Below are 21,340 nucleotides of genomic sequence, written 5' to 3'. Positions count from 1 at the left end.
GGACCCCGCTTATTGCGCTGGGCTTGGCTGCTCCACCCGCTGTGCATCGGCATCGCGCAACTGGCGGGTTTCCAGTATCGCTGTCGTCTCCAGCAGGTCCAACGCTTCCCTGATCCGGGCGTAACGCTGCGCGTCGGTAATCCAGTCCTGCGCGCTTGCCGCGCCGGGCAATTGCTGCACTTCCTGAATCGCGCGCGGCACGCGTCCGCTTTCAAGGAAAAACCGCGCGCGCTCCAGACGGCGGCGGGGTTGGGGTGACGGTGTGTTTTCGCGTCGGACGACGAAGACTTCGCCCAGTTCGCGGCGCAGGCGGGCAAAGCTCAGCTCTTCCTCGCGCGTTTCCAGTACCGGAGCCAGCCCGTCGAGCCGGGCGATCAGCCCATCCAGAGTAACCGGATCGCGCGCGCCCTCTATTACGGCGCGCACTGCGTTGGGTTTGGCGTCCCCGAACCGCAACCGCAACTGGTCCGCAAGATACCCAAGTTCGGCGCCGCGATCGAGCGTGCGGCGCGCGGCAAACGCAATCAGCAGGCCTTCCGCTCGCGCCGCATTGCCCGACGCAGCCTGCGCCTGCAGGTCGAGGCGCCCGATCCGCTGTTCCGCAGCTGCCAGTCGCTGGTCCAACCCACCTTGCGTTTCGGCCACCCGCTCAGCTGCCTCAACCGCTTCGACGGCCTGCGTTTCGTCCAGCGCCTCCGGCTCGTCAGCAGCGCCAGCCTCCAGCGCGGCGTCGATACTGGCGCTGTCTGCGGCAAGTTTCTGCTGGGTCGAGATTTGTGCGGTCTCGGGCCGGTCGGATGTGTAGCCTGAAAAATGGAGCAACACTGCAAGCAGCACGGCGCCCGCCAGAAACGCGGCTGCAATCAGGCCGATCATTGTGCGGACCGAAACGGCTCCCGCCTGTTTTGCCGTTGGCTTGGCCGACGAAGCGGTCGATCCGGCATCCGGCGTATCATCCGGTGTCGTGCCGCGATCTGCAGCATTGCCTGAAGTTCCTGAAGTGAAGCTGTCCATCATACCCTTGCCAGACGGCGCCGATGCGCGGTTGCAGCCAATGCTGGCTACCGATTAATCGTGGCACAACTGCGCGGCCAAGGCCAGCAGCGCGGTATCGTCGGGCGTTTCCGCCACCAGAACAGCGCGCCAGCCGTTACCGGCCGCCACGGCAATGGCGGGCGCAAGCGCCACCAGTGCGATGTTGCCGCGATGGATTCGCAGGCGGTCGATCTGCTCCGCAAAATGTCGCGCCGCAGCGGCCGAATGTAGCAGCACGACGCCGCCATCGCGCAGGATCGCGCCCATTTCAGCCGGCATGGGAAGGGGCGCACTTTCGTAAACTGCCCGGTCGGTGACCGAAACGGCTTCATGCACCGACAATTCGACCCGATCACGCCCGCACAATCGTAACAGGTGAAGCACCCCGCCCCCCAGCGCATCGAGCACGGATTGCAACCCACCGCGCCCGATCGAGGCAACGGTGAACCCGTGCTGGCGGGCGAGTTCGGCGGTGGTTTGCCCTACCGCGTGAACCGGCAGGTCTTTGTACAATGCAAGCCCCGGCCCGCCCTTGCGAAAGACGTTCGCGCTACCAGCCAAAATCGCATCGAAGCGGCCTTCGGGTGGGTCCCAGGATACGCTGCGGATGGCGAACATCGGTTGGCCCTTGACCTCGATGCCAGCCTTTGCCGCATTGCGGCGGGTGGCGGTCAGTCCGGGTTCGGGTCTGATGCAGAGCACCGGCTGCGTCTGTCGCATGGGCTTTTAATTCCGTTCTACTGCATTTGGCCGAATACGGCGCGTGTTGCAGGCTTTGCGCGCTTCAGGAGATCGGCGGCAAAATCCGCCACCGGCCCGACCGGGTCCGATAGCGACGCGGCGAACGCGACTTCGCCGGCCACACGATCCGACCCGTCGGGACTGAAGATTACGGCACGTAAATTGACCCTACCATCGATATTCTTAACAGCGGATGCAGCAATCGGACTGTGGCAACTGCCTTCCAGAGCGGAGAGGAGCGCGCGCTCGGTCAGGATTTCGGTGTGACTGGTTTCGTGATCGATTGCGGACAGCAGCTTCAGCGTACGGGTATCGTCGGCGCGGCATTCCAGCCCGATTGCACCCTGCGCAGGAGCGGATAGGAATTCATCCAGGTCGAGCGCGGCGCCCGTGTCCGTTTCTCCCAACCGCTCAAGCCCGGCTGCGGCAAGCAGCGTCACATCCGCCTCGCCCGCCGCCAGCTTGGCCAACCGCGTGGCGACGTTTCCGCGAAACAGCACGACTTCGCAATCGGGCCGCAGGTTCAGCATCTGCGCGGCGCGGCGCGGTGCACTGGTGCCGATCTTGGCACCATGCGGGATGGCGGCGATGGACGACGCGCCCACCAGTACATCGCGCCGGTCCGCGCGCGGCAGGATGGCAGCGATCACAAGACGCGGCGGGCGGATGGTCTCCACATCCTTCATGGAATGCACCGCCGCATCGATGCGTCCTTCGTCCAGCCAGATGTCGAGCTCGCGCGTCCACAGGGCCTTCCCGCCAATCTCCGCCAGAGCGCGATCCTGGATCTTGTCGCCGCTTGCCACCACCGGAACCAGTTCAACGGCACCCTCTTCCCATCCATGGGCCGCACACAGGCGCCTGCGTGCTTCCTCCGCCTGCGCCATCGCCAGCGGCGACTGCCGCGTGCCGAGGCGCAGCTGAATGGCGGTAGAGGATGGAGTGGGATTGTTTTCGGTCATGTAGCCTGCCTATTGCGATGCTTGCCCTAGCTTCGCAACAGGTGCAGGGAAAGCGGCATGGCAATCGTGCTGGGAATTGAATCGAGCTGCGACGAAACCGCGGCCGCACTTGTTGCCATTGGCGGGCCCGATGATGCGGATGACGACCGGCGCATAATCGCGCAGCGGATAGCCTCGCAAGACGCCGAACACGCACCCTATGGCGGTGTCGTCCCCGAAATCGCCGCCCGCGCTCATGCCGAACGGGTCACGCCGCTGGTGAAGGCTGTGCTGGAAGATGCCGGACTGGCGCTGAGCGACCTCGACGCGATTGCAGCGACCGCCGGGCCGGGGCTGATCGGCGGGGTCATGGTCGGCCTGGTAAGTGCAAAGGCGCTGGCCATGGCAACGGACGTCCCGCTGATCGCGATAAACCATCTGGAAGGTCATGCGCTCAGTCCGCGTCTCGCCGATCCGGAGCTGGATTTCCCCTATGCATTGCTGCTGGTATCGGGCGGGCATTGCCAGATATTGCGGGTCGACGGCGTAGGCCGGTACACCCGCCTTGCCACCACTATCGACGATGCCTTGGGCGAGGCGTTCGACAAGACCGCCAAGATCCTGAGCTTGGGCTATCCTGGCGGACCGGCGGTGGAAAAGCTCGCCTTGCAAGGTGATCCGAACGCGGTGAAACTGCCGCGCCCGCTGGTCGGCAGCGGCGAACCGCATTTCAGCTTTGCCGGACTGAAAAGCGCGGTGATGCGCGCCAAGGATGCGCAGGCCGGTAGCAAAGGCGTGGCCTATTCTGACGCCGATATTGCTGCATCCTTCCAGCAAGCCGCAATCGAATGTGTGACCGACCGGCTGCGCATCGCACTGGATACCATGCCCGACATTCCAGCACTGGTGGTGGCTGGCGGAGTGGCTGCCAATGCCGCCATGCGCAGCGCTCTTGGTGACTTTGCCAGCGCGCGCGGCATCGGCTTTTCCGCGCCGCCGATGGCGCTGTGTACGGATAATGCCGCGATGATTGCCTGGGCGGGCTGCGAGCGGCTCGGCCAGTCCGATCCGTTGGACATCATGGCCCGTCCGCGCTGGCCGCTCGATCCCGATGCCGCCCCTGCGCGCGGAGCTGGAGTTAAAGCATGAGCGAGACGCAAAATCCGGTCGCCGTGATTGGCGCAGGGGCCTGGGGTACTGCGCTGGCGCAGATGCTCGCCAGTGATGGCCGCGCGGTCACGCTATGGGCACGTGAACCCGAGGTGGTGGCCGATATAGGCGCATATAACCGCAACGATCACTTCCTGCCCGGCATCGAGTTACACCCCAATATCACCGCCACCGGCGACGTGACCGATCTGGCAGGCATAGACACCGTGCTCGCCGTAACCCCGGCACAACATCTGGGAGCAGTCCTCGGCAGTCTGACCACCCAGCCGCGCGACCTGATCCTGTGCAGCAAGGGTATCGAACGCGCCACCGGGCGGCTGATGAACGAAGTGGCAAGGGACGCTGCGCCGGTCAGCGCAGTAGCGGTCCTTTCCGGACCCACTTTCGCGCATGAGGTCGCAGCAGGTCTGCCTACGGCGGTAACGCTCGCCTGTTCCGGCGGCGAGGAGCAATGGGATCGCATTTCGCCAGATATCGCGCGGCCCGCCTTCCGGCCCTATTACTCCGACGATCTGACCGGAACCGAGATTGGCGGCTCGGTAAAGAACGTCCTCGCGATTGCGTGCGGTGTCGTCGAAGGTCTCGGCCTTGGCCAGAACGCCCGCGCAGCCTTGATCGCACGCGGCTATGCCGAAATGCTGCGTTTTGGGGAGGCACTGGGTGCGCGGGCCGAAACGCTGGCGGGGCTGTGTGGTTTGGGGGATTTGGTGTTGACCTGTTCCAGCACGGCCAGCCGCAATTTTTCGCTCGGCAAGACGCTGGGCGAATTGGGCGCGCAGGGTAATGGCGAGCGGACAGACCCCACTTCACTAATGCAGGACCGCACGACCGTAGCCGAAGGCGCGCACACTGCGCCGGTGCTGGCTGAACTGGCCCGCAAGCACGGCGTACCGATGCCGATCGTTTCGGCGGTGGACGAAGTGCTGAAAGGTGCGCCTGCACCAGTGATCGTGGAAGCGCTGCTGGCCCGCCCGCTCCGCCGAGAAGTGTCCGGCGAAGAAGGCGCGCCTGCGTGAGCGAACCGGACAATCCGGTACATCCGCGAACCCTGGGAAGCGGGTCTGCTGCGGCGGCTTCCGGTGAGGACGGTCAGGATATCGCCGCGCTGGCCAAGGGCGGGCGCACCAATTTCTTCGGCTTCCTGCTGCGCCTCGCGGCCCGCATCCCGTTCCTGTTTATTGCCGGGCGGCTTTACGGCGCGGAGGAGCTGGGCCGCTTCGCCAGCGCGCTGGTGGTCATCGAGCTGACGGCGCTAATGTGTTCCATGGGCGAAAAACGCGGACTGGCGCAGCGGTTGGCAAACAGTGAAGCGCGCCCGGCAAATACAGTGTTCGACGCCATCCTGCTCGCCACCATCTTTGGCACTCTGGCGGCGCTGTTTTTCTGGTTCGTGCCCGCGCCGATGTTCCCGAGCGGCGAATATTCCCTGATCGACCAGATGCTGGTGCTGGCCATCCCAGCCTATGCGCTGACGGAGATTGTGTTGGCGGCGCAGGCCTATCGCTATGACATCGCAACCACCGTGCGCGCCCGCGCAATCGTCGAACCGTGGGCGATCAGCATCGGCGCAGGCGCGTTCTATTTCATCGCACCGGAAGACGGTCTGAGCCTTGCCTATATCCTGTCGATCTATGCCGGGCTTCTGACCGGCTTGTGGCCGTTCCTGCGCACCTACGGCCTGCCAAAGGCATGGACGCCGCAATTGCGCGCCATGGGCAAGATGACGATGCGCGCGCTGCCGCTTGCCACCGCCGATGCCATCGAATGGGGCACGCGCAGGATCGATATCTTCATCCTCGGCCTGTTTGCGGCACCGGCTGCTGTCGGTGTCTATTACGTGGCGCAGCAGGTGGCGAGCCTGCCGCAAAAACTGAAAACCAGCTTCGAGCCTATCCTCGGCCCGGTTATTACCAAGAACCTGAAGACGAACAATTACGGCGCCATTGCGCGCCAGCTTTGTCAGGTGGGGTTCTGGATTCTTGCCGCGCAGGCGGGCATCGCGCTGGCGCTCGGTATACCCGGCGAGGCTGTCATGGGCCTGGTCGGTCCGAACTTCGTGGGCGGGACCGCCGCACTCGCCTTCCTGCTGATGGCAGAAGTTGTGGCCGCGACCGCCGTCGTTTCGGAAGCGGCACTAGTCTATATGGCGCGCGTCCGCAATCTGTGGATATCCATCGCTACCATCGGCTTTCAGGCCGCGCTGACGGTCGGCATCATGCTGGCAGTCGAAGCCTACGCCTGGCCCGAAGCGTACAAGGCCGCCGGTGCTGGACTGGCCCTGATGATCGCACTGGGCACGGCATCGCTGGTGAAAGCTTGGCTACTTGGTCGCCTGCTGGGGCACCGCATCAACAACTGGCGCTGGGCACTGGTATACGCCACCGCGCCCGCTGTGGCTGTTGGCTATGCCGCCACGTTCCTGCCCGAATGGCTGGAGCTGCTGATAGGCATTCCCGCCATCCTTGCCACATACGGTTTCGTCATATGGCATCGCGGGTTCGGGCCGGAGGATCGGGTGCTGTTTCGTAAGAACATCGCCGGTGGGGAGGAAGCGGCGGAAGCTTCCTGACACTTCGCTCGCACTGCGGCAGCGTCCCTGTTTCACCACGGCGGACATGCGAAATATCGTGCAAGGCGGATTTGCCCTTTTGCCCTCGCACCTTTTTGCTAGAGCATGCAGCATGCCTGTCCGCTCCACTCTCATCATCACCGCTGGTGCCATCGCGGTCGCTGCGCTGGCAGGTTTTGCAGGCGAGATCACGGACACCGAGCTTGCCGCCGAACTGCACGCGTCGGCAACCGGCGCCATCACCGATGCAGGCGGCACGGGTGTCGTGGCGGACTTCACCAGTTTCGACGGCTCCCCCTCGCGCCACCCGACGCTCTCCGGCGGAGGAGCGCTAGACGAGGCGACCCGCCAGGCCGTCGCCAATGCCGTGGCCGCGGTGCCCGGAATGGGCGGCATTCGCTGGGCCGATGGCACGATGGTGGCGGAACGCGGCAAGCAGGTGTTCACTCCGATGCACTGCCAGGACGATGTGCAGGCCCTGCTGGGCGCGCGGACCATCCGGTTCGAGGAATCCAGCAGCACCATCGAGGGTGGCAGCGTGGAATTGCTCGACGAGGTCGCTGCCGCATTGCGCCCGTGTCTCGGCAGCATCATCGCGGTCACCGGCCATACCGACAGTTCGGGTGAGGAACCGCGTAACATCGCGTTATCGCAGGAACGCGCGGCCGCCGTGCGCGAGGCATTGGTGGCACGCGGCATCCCGCGCGACGGCTTGCGCGCTACCGGGGTCGGATCGTCGGCACCGGTCGAGGGTCTGGACCCTGCCGATCCGGCAAACCGGCGGATCGACTTTTCCGTGATAACCACCGTTCCGATCCAGCCCACCCCCATCGACACCCCCAGCGCGAGGTAGCCTGAATGCCGATCTGGATCGAATTGCTGGTACTCGCGATTGCCGCCTATGCGACAGGCATCGGGATCGGCTGGCTGTTATGGGGAGCGCGTGAATGATTGCGGCCCCGGATTTCTCCCTACCTCTTGCACGGAACGCACGATGATCGAACTGGTCCAAACGAACTGGCCGCTGCTGGTGGCGGCATTGGTAATCGGCCTGCTGGTCGCATGGTGGTTGTTTGTCGCCCTGCGCCGCACCAAGGTGGAAACGACCCGGACCGACGTGCTGGACGAAGGTGCCGACGCCGCCGCCCGCAATCAGGCGCTGATCGATGCGCCGCCCGCCTCCGCAGTGCCGACCGGCCTGGCCGGGACAGCCATACCCGCAACCGTCGCCGCGCGGCAGGTAGCTGGCGCGCCTGTTGGTACTTCCGCACCGGCAGCAACAGACGGCGACGATCTGACTCGTATGAAGGGCGTGGGGCCGAAACTTGCAATGACACTGCGCGGTATGGGAATAACCACTTTCGCGCAGATTGCCGCTTGGACGGACGCCGATGTGGCCCGCATCGACGGCCAGCTCGGTCGCTTCGCCGGACGCATCGAGCGTGACGACTGGCGCACGCAGGCCCGCTATCTCGCCGATAATGACGAGGCCGGGTTCCGCGCAAAATTCGGCGCAGTCTGACAACCGGAGGGAGACCAATCATGTCCAGCACCCATCCAGTTCCTCCCCACTGGGCCGCCAACGCGTTGATCGACGCGGACGGCTACCGCGCAAAATACCGCCGGTCCATCGAGGACAGCGACGCATTCTGGCGCGAAGAAGCGCAGCGGATCGACTGGATAACATCGTTCGATACGGTGCAGGATGCCAGTTTCGACGAACGTGATTTCGGGATTGCGTGGTTCACCGGCGGCACGCTCAATATGGCGGCCAACTGCCTTGACCGGCATCTGGCCGAACGCGGCAGTCAGGTCGCTATTCTGTGGGAGCCGGACGACCCACAGACTGATGCGCGCCGCATCACCTACGCGCAGTTGCACCGGGACGTCTGCCGCTTCGCCAACCTGCTGAAAGCTCGCGGGGTCACGAAGGGCGACCGTGTGACGATCTACCTTCCGATGGTGCCAGAGGCTGCCGTGGCGATGCTCGCCTGCGCGCGGATCGGAGCGGTGCATTCTGTGGTGTTCGCAGGGTTCTCACCCGAGGCGCTGGCCGGCCGGATCGAGGATTGCGCAAGCGATATCGTGATTACCGCCGACGAGGGCCTGCGCGGGGGCAAGCGCGTGCCGCTGAAGGCAAATGTCGATGCGGCGCTGGAGAAAGCGTCGGCCAGCACGGTCATCATGCTGCGTCACACCGGCGCGGACGTACCGATGGTGGAAGGCCGCGATATCGATTGGGCGGAAGCGGTCGCCGGAGTGCCGGACGATTGCCCGGCGGAGGAAATGGACGCGGAAGACCCGCTGTTCATCCTCTACACCAGCGGCTCTACCGGCAAGCCCAAGGGCGTGCTGCACACCACCGGCGGTTATGCCGTGTGGACTTCCATGACGCATGAATATGTGTTCGATTACCAACCGAACGCCGATGGCTCGATGCCTGTCTATTGGTGCGCCGCCGATGTCGGCTGGGTCACCGGACACAGCTACGTCGTATATGGCCCGCTGCTCAATGGAGCGACGCAGGTGATGTTCGAAGGCGTGCCGAACTTTCCCGACCAATCGCGGTTCTGGCAGATCGTGGACAAATACGACGTGGAGATTTTCTACGCGGCACCCACGGCCTTGCGCGCTTTGATGCGTGAGGGGGACGGTTATGTCACCGCAACCAGCCGCAAGTCGCTCCGGCTGCTTGGGACGGTCGGCGAACCGATCAATCCCGAGGCATGGAACTGGTATTACAACGTCATCGGCGATGGCCGTTGCCCGATCGTCGACACTTGGTGGCAGACCGAAACCGGCGGCGCGATGATTACGCCCCTGCCCGGCGCGACGCCCTTGAAACCCGGTAGCGCCACCCTCCCTATGTTCGGCGTACAGCCTGCACTGGTCGACAATGATGGCAAAGAACTGGAAGGTGCAGCGGAAGGCGCGCTGGTCATCAAAGCCAGCTGGCCCGGCCAGATGCGAACCGTTTATGGCGACCACGAGCGGTTCTTCCAGACCTATTTCAGCACCTTCCCCGGCTCCTATTTCACCGGCGATGGCGCGCGGCGTGACGAGGATGGCTATTACTGGATCACCGGCCGGATCGACGATGTCATCAACGTGTCGGGCCACCGCATGGGCACCGCCGAAGTGGAAAGTGCGCTCGTCGCCCACCCGTCGGTCGCAGAAGCCGCTGTCGTGGGAATGCCGCATGAGGTGAAGGGACAGGGCATCTACGCCTATGTCACGCCAAATGCCGGGGTCGACTCAGACGGCAGCCTGCGTGCCGAACTGGTCCAGTGGGTCCGCAAGGAAATCGGCCCGATCGCCACGCCCGACGTGCTGCAATTCGCGCCCGCACTCCCCAAGACACGAAGCGGCAAGATCATGCGCCGTATTCTGCGCAAAATTGCAGAAGGCGACGTCGCCAATCTGGGAGACACCAGCACTCTGGCCGATCCTGAGGTGGTCGAACATCTGGTGGCGGGCCGACCGGCAAGCTGACGAACCACCTCCCTATCCGCTCGTGTCGAGCGGGATCTGGAAGCGCAAGAGAGCCTCCCCCTTAAACCAAAAATCCCGCCGTGCCCCTTGCCCCGCCGCCCGCCCCCTGCAAAGGCATACGGCGGAAAAGGAAGAACACATATGGCCGGCATGGCACGTTTCGATTGGGAAGATCCGTTCAATCTGGAAAGCCAACTTTCCGACGAAGAACGCATGATCCGCGATGCCGCACGCGGCTTTGCACAAGGCGAATTGCAGCCCCGCGTAATCGACGCCTTCCGCGATGAGGTGGACGCGCCGGAACTGTTCCCGATGATGGGCGAAGCGGGCCTGCTGGGCGTTACCGTACCGGAAGAATATGGCGGCGCGGGCGCATCCTACGTCTCCTACGGCCTCGTCGCGCGTGAGATCGAGCGGGTCGATAGCGGCTACCGTTCGATGGCCTCTGTTCAATCCAGCCTGGTCATGTACCCGATCCAGGACTTCGGCACCGAAGACCAACGCAAAAAATACCTGCCCGGCCTCGCTTCGGGCGAACTTATCGGCTGTTTCGGCCTGACAGAGCCCGACGCAGGCAGCGATCCCGGCGGTATGAAAACCTACGCCAAAAAGGACGGCGACGGCTACTCGCTTTCGGGCAGCAAGACGTGGATTTCCAACGCGCCGTTCGCGGATGTGTTTGTCGTCTGGGCCAAAAGCGAGGCGCATGATGGCGCGATCAAAGGCTTTGTGCTCGACAAAGAAATGAAGGGACTATCCGCGCCCAAGATCGAGGGCAAGCTGTCGCTGCGCGCCAGCACCACCGGCATGATCGTGATGGACGAGGTTAAGCTTCCCGCCGACGCGATCCTGCCCGATGTGGCCGGGCTGAAAGGGCCGTTCGGCTGTCTCAACCGCGCGCGCTACGGCATTTCATGGGGCGCGCTGGGCGCGGCGGAGTTCTGTTTTCACGCGGCCCGCCAATATGGCCTCGACCGGCACCAGTTCGGCAGACCGCTCGCGGCAACGCAGTTGTTCCAGAAAAAGCTCGCCGACATGATGACCGACATCGCGATGGGCCTGCAAAGCTCGCTGCAGGTTGGCCGGCTGATGGACGAAGGCAAGTTCGCGCCCGAAATGATCTCCATCGTGAAGCGCAATAATGTGGGCAAGGCGCTCGATATCGCGCGCCAGTCGCGCGATATGCATGGCGGCAACGGAATTTCCGAAGAATACCAGGTCATGCGCCACATGGTAAACCTGGAAACCGTCAACACCTACGAAGGCGCGCATGACGTGCACGCTCTGATCCTGGGGCGTGCCATTACGGACATTCCGGCATTTTGAACGATACGATGAAACTATACGGATATTACCGCAGCTCGACCAGTTACCGCCTGCGGATTGCCCTCAATCTGAAGGGTCTCGATTACGATATCGAGCCGGTCAATCTGCTCAAATCGGAACAGCGCGGCGATGCCTTCCGCGCGCGCAACCCGTTCGCAGGTGTGCCGATGCTTGAAGCCAGCGGGCGCGACCGCGCGCAGTCCATGGCGATCCTGGAATGGCTGGACGAGGCGCATCCCGCACGCCCCCTGCTTCCTGCCGATATCGAGGATCGGTATATTTGTCGCGAACTGGCGATGGCGATTGCGACCGAACTTCACGCGCCGCTAAACCTGCCGGTTCTGAAATATCTCACGAACGAGCTGGAACAGGACAAGGAAGCGGTCGGGATCTGGTACCGGCACTGGTTGGAGAAAACGCTGGTGCCGCTTGAACAACGTCTGGAACAGCTGGAAACCGGCGACTTCCTGTTTGATCGTCCCGGCCTGTTCGAGGCGGTACTGCTACCCCAGGTCTACAATGCCCGCCGGTTCGATTACGATTTTGCCGCTTCGCCCCGTATTACTGCGATCGAGGAGGCCTGCCTTGCGCTGCCCGCCTTTATCGCCGCCCATCCCGATAACCAGCCCGACACGCCTGAGAAGGAAAAAGTCCTATGAAACTCGCCAGCCTGAAATCCGGTCGTGACGGCAAACTCGTTGTCGTGTCGAAGGACGTGACGCGGTATTGCGCGGCGGACAACATTGCGCCGACGCTCCAGGCCGCGCTCGACAACTGGGCCGAATGCGCGCCCAAGCTGGAAGCGCTCGCCCGCGATGTGGAACATGAGGCGGTGCCTTGCCAGCGGTTCCACGAGCGTGAGGCACATTCCCCGCTTCCCCGCGCCTATCAATGGGCAGACGGCAGCGCTTACATCAATCACGTGGAACTGGTGCGCAAGGCACGCGGCGCGGAAGTGCCGGACAGTTTCTACCACGATCCGCTGATGTATCAGGGCGGCAGCGACGGCTTTCTCGCCCCGCGCGACGACATCCCCCTGAAGGACACCGCATGGGGCTGCGACATGGAAGGCGAGGTTGCCTGCATCGTAGACGATGTTCCGATGGGCGTTTCGAGCGAGGACGCTGCGGGCCACATCAAGCTTATCATGCTGGTGAACGACGTGTCGCTGCGCGGGCTGATCCCGGGCGAACTGGCCAAGGGGTTTGGCTTCTTTCAGTCCAAGCCGCCTTCCGCCTTCTCGCCCGTTGCCATCACCCCGGACGAGTTGGGTGATGCCTGGAGCAAAGGCGTGATCCAGCTACCTCTGAAGATCGATTACAACGGCGAGGCGTTCGGTCGTCCCGAAGTGGGCGAGGATGCGACGTTTAACCTGCCCGATCTGGTCGCCCATGCAGCCAAGACGCGGCCCCTGACCGCTGGCACGATTATCGGCTCCGGAACGATTTCCAACAAGGGCGCCGATGGCGGCCCGGGCAAACCGGTGGCGGAAGGGGGCGCGGGCTATGCCTGCATCGCGGAAATCCGCATGATCGAAACGATTGCGGACGGCGAGGCCAAGACCCGCTTCATGCAGCCGGGTGACAGCGTGAAAATCTGGATGGACGATGCCGACGGCCATTCGATCTTCGGCGCTATCGAACAGGACGTGGTGCAGGCTTAGAAGCCGAAGCGCACCCCGCCCCAGATCGTACGTGGTGCGCCAAGATCCAGATTGCCGCCCGAATTGCGCGTGACGATCTCGGCGTCGGTCAGGTTCTCCCCGCGTAAAACCAAAGCTAATTGCTTGCGCAATGGCACCTGTATGTAAGCGCCCAGAGTGGTGAATGCGGGCAGGACCGTGGTTTCCAGATCATCTTCGAACTGGTCGCCGATATGCCGCACGGAAAGCGACAGCAGCCAGTCCGCCGCCGGACGCCAGCTGACCGATCCGCCGGCATACCAGCGCGGCGTCTGCGATGGGCGGTTGCCATCCAGTGCAGCGGCGAAGCCGGATCCGCGCGCGGTGGCGTCGGTGTAGGACAAAGCGGCGTCGAGCGAGAACGCGCCATGAGTGGCCGAACCGGTCAGCTCGATCCCCTGCGCCTCGATTGCATCGATATTCTGCCGCTGCCGCAGGTTGGTATCGATAGTGACATTGGCGATGGCGTCCTTCACCCGGTTGTCGAAGGCGGTCACTGCCAGCCTGATTTTGGGTGCAGGTGCAAAATCGATGCCGGCTTCGAACCCTTCCAGCCGTTCGATTTCCAGCGCCGCATTGGCCTGCGTCACGACGGGGAACACGACGAAGGGTCGATACAGCTCATTCAGGGTCGGGAGGCGCAGGCCGGTGTAGGCTGCCGCCCGCACGCTCAAACCTCCGCCCAGTGTCGCCAACGCAGCACCGCGGAAGGATGGCTCCCATCCGGAGCGGTCGGCGAATCTGTCCTGCGACACGAACCCGCCACCGGCCGAGCGGCTGTTAAAGAACCCGTCGGTAATGGCGTAGCGGTCTGCGCGTACTCCGCCAGTAAGTGTCAGAGCGCCGAAAGACCGGTCGTATTCAGCGAACAGACCCAGATCGCTGGTGACGCCGCCGGCGTTGCGGCGTTCGCGCACCCGGCCGGTGAAGGCGCTGATGGCAGTTTCGAACAGTTCGCCATCCGAACGCCGATAATCCGCTCCAAGCCGGAGGATGCTGTCATCGCCAACCGGCGGGCGCAGTTCCAGCTTGCCGCCAATGCCCGTGGCAGGGGTGTTGCGCTGGTCCAGAACAGGCACGAACCGGGTGGAGCTGACGACCACGTTGGAAAAATTGCGCGCCTGCACATAACCAAGCACATCGAAGGCCCAGTCGCCTGTTCCGACCAGGCGCACGCTGGCATCCTGCCCGCTGCTGGACGAATCGGCACCGCCGAACCGCAACGTCCGGTCATCATCGAACAATGCCATTCGCGCCTGCAATTCGGTGTCCGGGGCGATGGGGGCAACTGCGCGCGCTTCCACCGACCATGCATCGAACGCAGCGCGTGCCGATGCTGGAACGCGCTGGTCTTCCGGTGTGGTAAAGAACCCCTGCCCCCGATCCCACCGGCCCGACACGACGGCAAAACCTTTGCCGAGCTTCGGCGCGATGCTGGCGGCAAGCTCGGTCTCGCCGCGGTCGTTTATCAACGCGCTGCCATAGATTGGCGACCGGTCGTCCGGCCCGGCGCTTTCCAGTTCGATCGTACCAGCGAGTGCGCCTGCTCCAAACGGGCCGGAGCCCCCACCCCGTCTTACGCGGATTTGCGAAAGCCGCTCGGGCGGCAACGCACTGAACGGGATATAGCCGAAGAACGGGTTGGTTTGCGGCACCCCATCGAGCAGCAGCAGCGCACGGCTGGTGGCGTTGCCTCCCAGCGCACGCAGGGTCGCACCCTGCGCGGACGGATTGGCGCTGCGACTGTCGGAGCGGCGGAACTGCTGGAACCCGGGAATGGGGGCCAGCGCATCCTCCAGCCGGCCGGAGGGTGCGGCGATGATCTGCTCGCGCTCCAGCACTTGGACATCGTAGGCTTGCGCGGCAGGTGTGTCCGGCAGTCCCTCGCCGGTCACCACGATTTCTGTTTCTGCATCGGCGGGTTCGACGAGACCGTCCTGCGCCGCCGCAAAGCTGGTGTGGCTGGCACCGATACACACAAGCGAGGCCGCGAGCGCGCGAAGGGAAATAAAGTCTGTTGTCATAGAGGCGAACGCGCGCTTTCAGAAAAACTTAGGGCCGGGCGAGATCATTGCTCCCGGCGAGATCACTCGTCGGCGGTCAGCGAGGCTACCAGTGCCTTGACCTTTTTCTGCCGCCATTGCGGCAGCGGCGCGACCAGCCAGTATGCGCGGCGGCCCTCATCCGGTCCCTCCAGCGCGGTCAGGCGGCCATCTTCCAGCGCATCTTCCACCAGCAAATATGGCAGAATCGCCTTGCCGAGACCCGCCAGCGAACTGGATAAAGCCTGTCCGGCATTGCCGGCCTGCACCTGCGCTTCTGCGCCTTCCGGCAAGGGCGCTCCGGGCCAGTCGATCCAGCTGTCGGGCGCACCCGGCGCGGCCACGACCACGCGGCGGGCTGGCGCCAGTTCCACACCCTCCAGCTCGCCCGGTCCATCCACCAGCCTGACTGCAACATCGAGATTGGCTTCGGTGAAATCCGCATTCTCGTCCGCCACGAGCTGAAAGTGGATATCGGGATTCGCGGTCCGGAAGCGGGCCAGGCGCGGAGCCAGCCATTGCGCGTAGAACTCGCGCGGCGCAGCGATAGTGTACCGATCGGAGGCCTGCCCGGCCTGCATGGATTGCACGCTTTCCTCGAACCGCAGGAATCCTTCGCGCAGCGCGTCAAGCCCGGCCAGCGCCTCGTCCGTCAGTTCCAGACCGCGCGATGTTCGGCGGAACAGCACCGTGCCGAGATGGTCCTCCAACGCGCGAATCTGTTGGCCCACAGCAGCGGGGGTGACCGCCAGCTCGTCCGCCGCGCGGGTGAAAGACAAATGCCGCGCGGCTGCATCGAATACGCGCAGCGCGTTGAGGGGAAGATGGGTACGCTTCATGACAACAGGGCCCTTACCCGCTCACACGCCGGAGCGGTAGGGGCGTCATATCAGCCGGCCGTCGCGGGCGCAGCAAGCGGAAAGTAAGGGATTCGCACTTCCATGGGAGCGCCATCGGCGTCCTGGAAAGTATAGAAACCTTCCATCGATCCGCTTTGCGTGGTCAGCGGGCATCCCGAAACGTAGTCATGCGCCTCGCCCGGTTGCAGCACCGGCTGTTCCCCGACCACGCCATCGCCGTCGACGTGGTTCACCATCCCGCGCGCATCTGTAATCCGCCAATGCCGTGCGATCAGCTGCACCTGCCGGTCGGAATTGTTCTCGATCCGGATATGATAGACCCAGAACCATTTATCCGCTTCCGGGCGGGATTGTTCAGGCAAGAAGTTCACCGCGACGCGGACGGTAATGCCATCGGTCGTAGCGGCGTGCTGGAAAAGCTCTTTCATAATACCGTCAAAGGTAACGTTTCACCGGCAGGCCGCAAGGGGCTCGCGGAAAAACCCGCAATCTTAACAAAGGCGCGTCACTGCTGGCGCCGCTGGTAATCCTGCGCGGTTCCGCGGGCGCTTATGGCTTCGCACAGCCTTATGAGTGCAGCGCAATACGCCGCCGTCCGCATATCCGTCTGGTTTTCGTCCATCACCCGCAGCGTCTTGGCGGAAGCGTTCTCGATCGTGTCCCGAAGATAATCGGCCACGCGGTCTTCGCTCCAGTCCAAGCCCTGCCGGTTCTGGACCCATTCTGCATGACTGACCGTAACCCCGCCGCCATTGGCGAGGATATCGGGAATTACCTCGATACCGGCGCGGCGCAGGTGCTCGTCCGCATCGGGTAGTATGGGACGGTTGGCGATTTCCAGCACGGCGCTGCATTTCAGCGAGGCGGCGTTATCGCCATCGATGACGCCGCCGAGCGCGGCCAGCGCCAGCACGTCGCATTCCTGTTCGATAATTAGGCTGCTGGTTTTCAGCGTATCACTGCCGGCCTGTTCGGCATCGGCCACAGAGCCCCCGTTTTGCTTGGCCGCTTCCAGCGCATCGGTGGAAAGCCCTTCGCCATGCCGGATCAGGCCTGACGAATCCGATACTGCGACGATCTTGTGACCAGCCCTTGCAGCTTCCTTTGCAAACCAGCTCCCGGCATTGCCGAAGCCCTGCAGCGCAATCTTCAGCGGACCCAATGGCAGGCCAAGTTTGTGGCGTACAGCCTCCAGCGCGATCAGCGCACCATGGCCGGTGGCAGGTGTACGGCCCTCGATACCGCCCAATGGCACGGGTTTGCCGGTGAACGAACCCGGACGCATCTCTCCGGTGAGTGTTCCGAATTCATCGGCCATCCACGCCATCTCGCGCGCGCCGGTGGCGACATCAGGGGCGGGCACGTCGCGGTCCGGGCCAAGGATGCGGGCGAACGCGCGCACCCAACCGCGGGACAGAGCTTCTTTCTCATGCAGGGACAGGTCATCGGCATCCACGCATATGCCGCCCTTACCTCCGCCGAAAGGCAGGCCCATCAACGAACATTTCATGGTCATCAGGAAGGCGAGCGTCTGCACCTCGTCTTCCGTAACGCTATGATGGAAGCGTATGCCGCCCTTGCTCGGCCCCAGCGTATCGTCGTAGCGGCAACGCCACGATTTCAGCTGCATCAGCGTGCCATCATCCCGGCGTAGGGGGATCGACACAGCCAATGTTTCGGCAGGATAGTCCAGCCGCTGGACCAACTCCTCGTGCAAATCGACCTGCTTGGCGGCACGGTACATCCGGCTGCGCGCCGCGCTCAACATCTTGCCCATCGGCTTTTCTCCCCGAAATTACAGACCGTTCGCCTACAATCCTGCCGAACTTAAGGCGCGATCCAGATCGTCGATCACGTCGCGCGGATCTTCCAGGCCGACATTGATCCGCAGGAGCCCCTCTGTCACTCCCATCTCCTGCCGGTCTTCATCGCTCAGACCGGCATGGGTTGTGCTGGCCGGATGACACATCAGGCTGCGCGCGTCGCCGATATTGTTCGAGATGTCGACCAGTTCCAGCGCGTCGAGAATGGCATGCGCCTGCGCCCTGTCCTCGACATGGAAACTGAAGATCGGCCCGCAGGCGTCCATCTGTTTGGTCGCCAGGTCGTATTGAGGATGGCTGGGCAGGCCGGGATGCAGCATCCGCGCCACGCGGCCGTCCATCATCTTGCCGAGTGCCAGCGCGTTTTCGCTTTGCCGCCGGGCGCGCAGGTCCAATGTTTCCAGTCCCTTCAGCACCACCCAGGCGTTGAATGGCGCCAGCGTCGGGCCGGTATTGCGCTGGAACGGCATCAGTGTTTCCTCGATGAATTCCTCCGTCCCGCAGATTGCGCCTGCCAGCACGCGGCCCTGCCCGTCCATCAGCTTGGTTGCCGAATACGCGACTACGTCCGCGCCGAATTCCATGGGCCGTTGCAATGCGGGGCTGGCAAAGGCGTTGTCCACGACGGTGACGATACCGTGCGCGCGCGCCAGTCCGCAGACGAATTCCAAATCCACGATATCGAGCGTTGGATTGGCGGGACTTTCGAAGAAAAACACCTTGGTGTTCGGCCTGATCGCGGCTTCCCATTCGGCATTCACGGCGCTGTCGATTACAGTCGTTTCGATGCCGAATTTGGGCAGCAGATTGTCCACCAGCCAGCGGCACGATCCGAAGGCAGCGCGCGCGGCAACACAGTGGTCTCCTGCCGATAGCTGGCACAGCAGCGCCGCAGTCATTGCTGCCATCCCGCTGGCCTGCGCGCGGCAGCCCTCAGATCCCTCCATCAGCGCGATACGTTCTTCCAGCATCGCGACGGTAGGGTTCTGCAACCGCGAATAGGTCATGCCGTCCGCATCGCCTGCAAACCGTGCGGCGACCGTGGCGGCGTCGTCGTAAGTATAGCCGCTGGTCAGGAACAGCGCCTCGCTGGTTTCGCCATGTTCGCTGCGCCAGGTGCCGCCGCGCACGGCCTGTGTGGCGGGACGCCAGCCTTGCGTGACGGAACGGTTCATGCCGGTGGTCTTTTTCATCGGATAAGCGGTTAAGGCGCACAGCTCGCGCGCGCAACCGGGAAGGGTGCGCATTTGGTCCCGCGCTTGCTTGCGCAGGCGCGGCGTACTGCCTATCGCGGCGGCCGATGCAGCCGCCACCTGTCCACTCCCGCGACCCCCTCGGCTGGTGCTGGGCTCTGACTCTGGCTTTCCTTGCACTGGTGCTGTGGCGGATCGGTATTCCGTCCAAACCCTATTTCGACGAGATGCACTACCTGCCCGCAGCACGCGAACTGCTGGCAATGGGCACGTTCAGCAACCGCGAACATCCTTTGTTGGGTAAGGAGCTGTTGGCAATCGGCATCGCACTGTTTGGCGACAGCCCCACCGGCTGGCGAATTGCCCCGGCCCTCGCAGGAGCGTTGGCGATGTTCGCGTTCATGCGCGCGCTCTGGTTCGCCGCATGCTCGCGCTTTGCGGCTGTGGCCGGAGGCATATTGTTCGCCACCGGCATCTTCGCCTTCGTCCATGCGCGTATCGCCATGCTCGACATCTTCATGGTCGCCTTCCTGCTGACGGCGTTCTGGCAATGCGCGGCGGCTATGCGGGAGCCAGAAAGAGGCCGACTGCGGCTTGCAGTGGCCGGAATTATGTTGGGCGCAGCGATGGCGGCTAAGTGGAACGCAGTGCCGCTGGCCGTATTGCCGGGACTGGGGTTCCTGGCAGTCAAACTTCAACGGCGCGGGCTGGAGGGACTGTTCGCTGCACGCGGGCGGCCCGTACGGGGGATTGGGCTTGCGGAAGCGGCATTGTGGCTCGGGATCGTGCCGCTGCTGGTCTATGCCGCAACATTCCTGCCAGCCATCGGATTTGCGCAGCAGCCATTGAGCGGATTATGGGCGCATCATGTGCTGATGCTGGACCTGCAGACCCAGATTCTCGCACCGCATCCCTATCAGAGCGGCTGGGCTGACTGGCTGCTGACCCTGCGCCCCATTTGGTATCTGTACGAGCCGGTCGACGGGGCGCAGCGCGGCGTCCTGCTGATCGGCAATCCGGCGACCATGTGGCTTGGCCTGCCTGCGATTATCTGGTGCGGCTGGCGCGGCTTCTATCGCAAGGACCCCGCGCCATTGGCCGTGTTTGTGTTGTTCGCCGTCAGCCTCGGCTTCTGGATCGTCGCTGCAAAGCCGGTGCAATTTTACTACCACTATTTCCTGCCGAGCTGCGCTCTGCTTGCCGCACTTGCGCTCGCTTGCGATGCGGTGTGGAGGGCGGGCCGCAAATGGCTGGCGCTTACCCCGATCCTTGGCGGTGCGGCGATGTTTGCGTGGTTCTATCCCATCATTTCTGCCGCGCCCCTCGCCGGACCCGGCAGTTTCACCGACTGGATGTGGCTGGATAGCTGGAGCTAATACCTGCCCCATACGAAGCGGCTTGACAGCGCGTAATTCCACACCGACCCAACCACGATCCCCGCCAACGCTGCCAGCACCCAGACCACCCCGCGCCCTTCCAGCAGCGTAGCGACCGCGACATTGGCGAACGCGCCCACCGAACAGGTCGCGCAAAACCCCATCCATCCGCGCAGCAACGCCGCCGGGCCGCGTAAACGCTGATCGCGGTAGGTCAGCCAGTTGTTAAGCCAGAAGTTGAAGCTCATCGCGCCGAATGTGGCGATCGCCTGCGCTTTCCAGAATGTGGCAGTGACCCCGCCGAGCAGGACAGCGAGGATCGCCATATGCACGGCAATACCCACCGCGCCGACCGTACCGAACAGGGCGAAGCGGGTCGGGACAAGCTTGCCCAGCAACCGGTCATACAACCCGACCAGAAATTCGAATGCCACGGCCCGGTCGAGCTTGCTATCGCCCGAACGCCTGTGCGCAAAGTTCAGCGGTACTTCCACAACACGCATCGGTTCCGGCGCGGCGGCAAGTATGTCCAGCAAGATCTTGAAACCTATCCCGGAAAGCTTCGGGACTAACGTCCGGAAGGTCCCGGTACGCATCAGGAAGTACCCGCTCAACGGATCGGTCAGAGACACACCGGTCAATCGCCGGGCGAGATCGTTGGCGAGCCGCGATCCGGTTTCGCGGTGTGCATCGGCCAGCCCGTCGGCGCTGGCACCCTCCACAAAGCGGCTGGCCACGGCCACCTCCGCCTCACCGTCCCGTACCTTTCTCAGCATGGCATCGAGCAGTTGGGGATCGTGTTGGTGGTCGGCATCCATCACCGCGACAAACGGCGCTGCGGTCGAGCAAACACCTTCAATAACGGCAGAAGCAAGGCCCCGCCGCCCAACGCGCTGGATCACACGGATGCGCGGGTCGGCAGCGGCCAGCCTGCGCGCCTCGTCCGCAGTTCCGTCGGAGCTGTCGTCATCGACGATGATAGCTTCCCAACCATCCGGGCCGAGCGCCGCGTCGATGCGCGCAATCAGCGGCGCAATATTATCGCGTTCGTCGCGTGTCGGCAGGATGATCGCAAGAGTAAGCACGTTATG

General features: G+C 63.6%; 19 protein-coding genes. 10 read left to right on the top strand and 9 right to left on the bottom strand.

The window, feature by feature from the left end:
- Window positions 1-9 precede the first annotated feature (9 nt).
- The 3 genes from HME9302_RS03320 to hemC are packed head-to-tail and all read right to left on the bottom strand — an operon-like array spanning window position 10 to window position 2,738.
- Window positions 10-1,017 carry a mitofilin family membrane protein gene (locus tag HME9302_RS03320; protein ID WP_230079849.1) on the bottom strand — a complete coding sequence of 336 codons (1,008 nt, stop codon included), beginning with the start codon at window positions 1,015-1,017 and terminating at the stop codon, window positions 10-12.
- A 51-nt stretch (window positions 1,018-1,068) separates the two neighbouring features.
- Window positions 1,069-1,755, bottom strand: coding sequence for a uroporphyrinogen-III synthase (locus HME9302_RS03310; protein ID WP_115365835.1), 687 nt, complete (start codon window positions 1,753-1,755; stop codon window positions 1,069-1,071).
- 17 nt (window positions 1,756-1,772) lie between these two features.
- The gene (gene hemC, locus HME9302_RS03305) at window positions 1,773-2,738 is read right to left on the bottom strand and encodes a hydroxymethylbilane synthase (RefSeq protein ID WP_115365834.1); all 966 of its coding nucleotides are present in this window, start codon (window positions 2,736-2,738) and stop codon (window positions 1,773-1,775) included.
- 57 nt (window positions 2,739-2,795) lie between these two features.
- Between hemC and tsaD the strand changes: the two genes are divergently transcribed.
- The 9 genes from tsaD (at window position 2,796) to HME9302_RS03260 (ending at window position 12,937) form a co-directional block, all read left to right on the top strand.
- The gene (tsaD, locus tag HME9302_RS03300; protein WP_115365833.1) at window positions 2,796-3,866 is read left to right on the top strand and encodes a tRNA (adenosine(37)-N6)-threonylcarbamoyltransferase complex transferase subunit TsaD; all 1,071 of its coding nucleotides are present in this window, start codon (window positions 2,796-2,798) and stop codon (window positions 3,864-3,866) included.
- A complete protein-coding gene (locus HME9302_RS03295) occupies window positions 3,863-4,903 on the top strand; it encodes an NAD(P)H-dependent glycerol-3-phosphate dehydrogenase (RefSeq protein ID WP_115365832.1) in 1,041 nt (346 codons plus the stop codon). Before tsaD ends, HME9302_RS03295 begins: the two co-directional genes overlap by 4 nt.
- The gene (locus tag HME9302_RS03290; RefSeq protein ID WP_407641309.1) at window positions 4,900-6,456 is read left to right on the top strand and encodes a lipopolysaccharide biosynthesis protein; all 1,557 of its coding nucleotides are present in this window, start codon (window positions 4,900-4,902) and stop codon (window positions 6,454-6,456) included. Before HME9302_RS03295 ends, HME9302_RS03290 begins: the two co-directional genes overlap by 4 nt.
- A 112-nt stretch (window positions 6,457-6,568) precedes the next feature.
- Window positions 6,569-7,309 (top strand): OmpA family protein, encoded by a 741-nt coding sequence (locus tag HME9302_RS03285; protein ID WP_115365831.1) that lies wholly within the window; start codon window positions 6,569-6,571, stop codon window positions 7,307-7,309.
- 141 nt (window positions 7,310-7,450) lie between these two features.
- Window positions 7,451-7,978: a helix-hairpin-helix domain-containing protein gene (locus HME9302_RS03280; RefSeq protein WP_115365830.1), complete on the top strand. Its 528-nt coding sequence runs from the start codon at window positions 7,451-7,453 to the stop codon at window positions 7,976-7,978.
- Window positions 7,979-7,998: 20 nt separating this feature from the next.
- Window positions 7,999-9,948 carry an acetate--CoA ligase gene (gene acs, locus HME9302_RS03275; RefSeq protein ID WP_407641308.1) on the top strand — a complete coding sequence of 650 codons (1,950 nt, stop codon included), beginning with the start codon at window positions 7,999-8,001 and terminating at the stop codon, window positions 9,946-9,948.
- A gap of 141 nt (window positions 9,949-10,089) precedes the next feature.
- On the top strand, window positions 10,090-11,274 hold the full coding sequence (locus tag HME9302_RS03270) for an acyl-CoA dehydrogenase (RefSeq protein WP_181815669.1): 1,185 nt from the start codon (window positions 10,090-10,092) through the stop codon (window positions 11,272-11,274).
- Between the two features lie 8 nt (window positions 11,275-11,282).
- A complete protein-coding gene (gene maiA, locus HME9302_RS03265) occupies window positions 11,283-11,933 on the top strand; it encodes a maleylacetoacetate isomerase (protein WP_115365828.1) in 651 nt (216 codons plus the stop codon).
- Window positions 11,930-12,937, top strand: a complete 1,008-nt coding sequence (locus tag HME9302_RS03260) for a fumarylacetoacetate hydrolase family protein (protein ID WP_115365827.1) — start codon at window positions 11,930-11,932, stop codon at window positions 12,935-12,937. The genes maiA and HME9302_RS03260 overlap by 4 nt, the downstream gene beginning before the upstream one ends.
- Here the strand turns inward: HME9302_RS03260 and HME9302_RS03255 are convergent.
- The 5 genes from HME9302_RS03255 to HME9302_RS03235 all read right to left on the bottom strand — a co-directional run bounded on the left by HME9302_RS03255 (window position 12,934) and on the right by HME9302_RS03235 (window position 18,873).
- Window positions 12,934-14,979: a TonB-dependent receptor plug domain-containing protein gene (locus HME9302_RS03255; RefSeq protein ID WP_115365826.1), complete on the bottom strand. Its 2,046-nt coding sequence runs from the start codon at window positions 14,977-14,979 to the stop codon at window positions 12,934-12,936. The genes HME9302_RS03260 and HME9302_RS03255 overlap by 4 nt on opposite strands.
- Before the next feature lie 62 nt (window positions 14,980-15,041).
- Window positions 15,042-15,836, bottom strand: a complete 795-nt coding sequence (locus HME9302_RS03250; RefSeq protein WP_115365825.1) for a LysR family transcriptional regulator — start codon at window positions 15,834-15,836, stop codon at window positions 15,042-15,044.
- A gap of 50 nt (window positions 15,837-15,886) precedes the next feature.
- Entirely contained in the window at window positions 15,887-16,285 is a 399-nt protein-coding gene (gene apaG / locus HME9302_RS03245; protein ID WP_115365824.1) for a Co2+/Mg2+ efflux protein ApaG, read from the bottom strand.
- Window positions 16,286-16,362: 77 nt separating this feature from the next.
- Window positions 16,363-17,634, bottom strand: a complete 1,272-nt coding sequence (locus HME9302_RS03240; protein ID WP_115365823.1) for a Glu/Leu/Phe/Val family dehydrogenase — start codon at window positions 17,632-17,634, stop codon at window positions 16,363-16,365.
- 33 nt (window positions 17,635-17,667) lie between these two features.
- Window positions 17,668-18,873 carry a trans-sulfuration enzyme family protein gene (locus tag HME9302_RS03235; RefSeq protein ID WP_115367437.1) on the bottom strand — a complete coding sequence of 402 codons (1,206 nt, stop codon included), beginning with the start codon at window positions 18,871-18,873 and terminating at the stop codon, window positions 17,668-17,670.
- A 107-nt stretch (window positions 18,874-18,980) separates the two neighbouring features.
- On the opposite strand from HME9302_RS03235, the gene HME9302_RS03230 reads away from it, so the two are divergent.
- Window positions 18,981-20,249: a phospholipid carrier-dependent glycosyltransferase gene (locus tag HME9302_RS03230; RefSeq protein ID WP_115365822.1), complete on the top strand. Its 1,269-nt coding sequence runs from the start codon at window positions 18,981-18,983 to the stop codon at window positions 20,247-20,249.
- Here the strand turns inward: HME9302_RS03230 and HME9302_RS03225 are convergent.
- Window positions 20,246-21,334 carry a glycosyltransferase gene (locus HME9302_RS03225; protein WP_115367436.1) on the bottom strand — a complete coding sequence of 363 codons (1,089 nt, stop codon included), beginning with the start codon at window positions 21,332-21,334 and terminating at the stop codon, window positions 20,246-20,248. The genes HME9302_RS03230 and HME9302_RS03225 overlap by 4 nt on opposite strands.
- Between the last annotated feature and the right edge of the window lie 6 nt (window positions 21,335-21,340).

Origin of the sequence: Alteripontixanthobacter maritimus (genome assembly GCF_003340475.1) — a bacterium.
In the GTDB taxonomy this organism is placed as follows: Bacteria; Pseudomonadota; Alphaproteobacteria; order Sphingomonadales; family Sphingomonadaceae; genus Alteripontixanthobacter; species Alteripontixanthobacter maritimus.
This window is presented reverse-complemented; position numbering and strand designations above follow the sequence as displayed.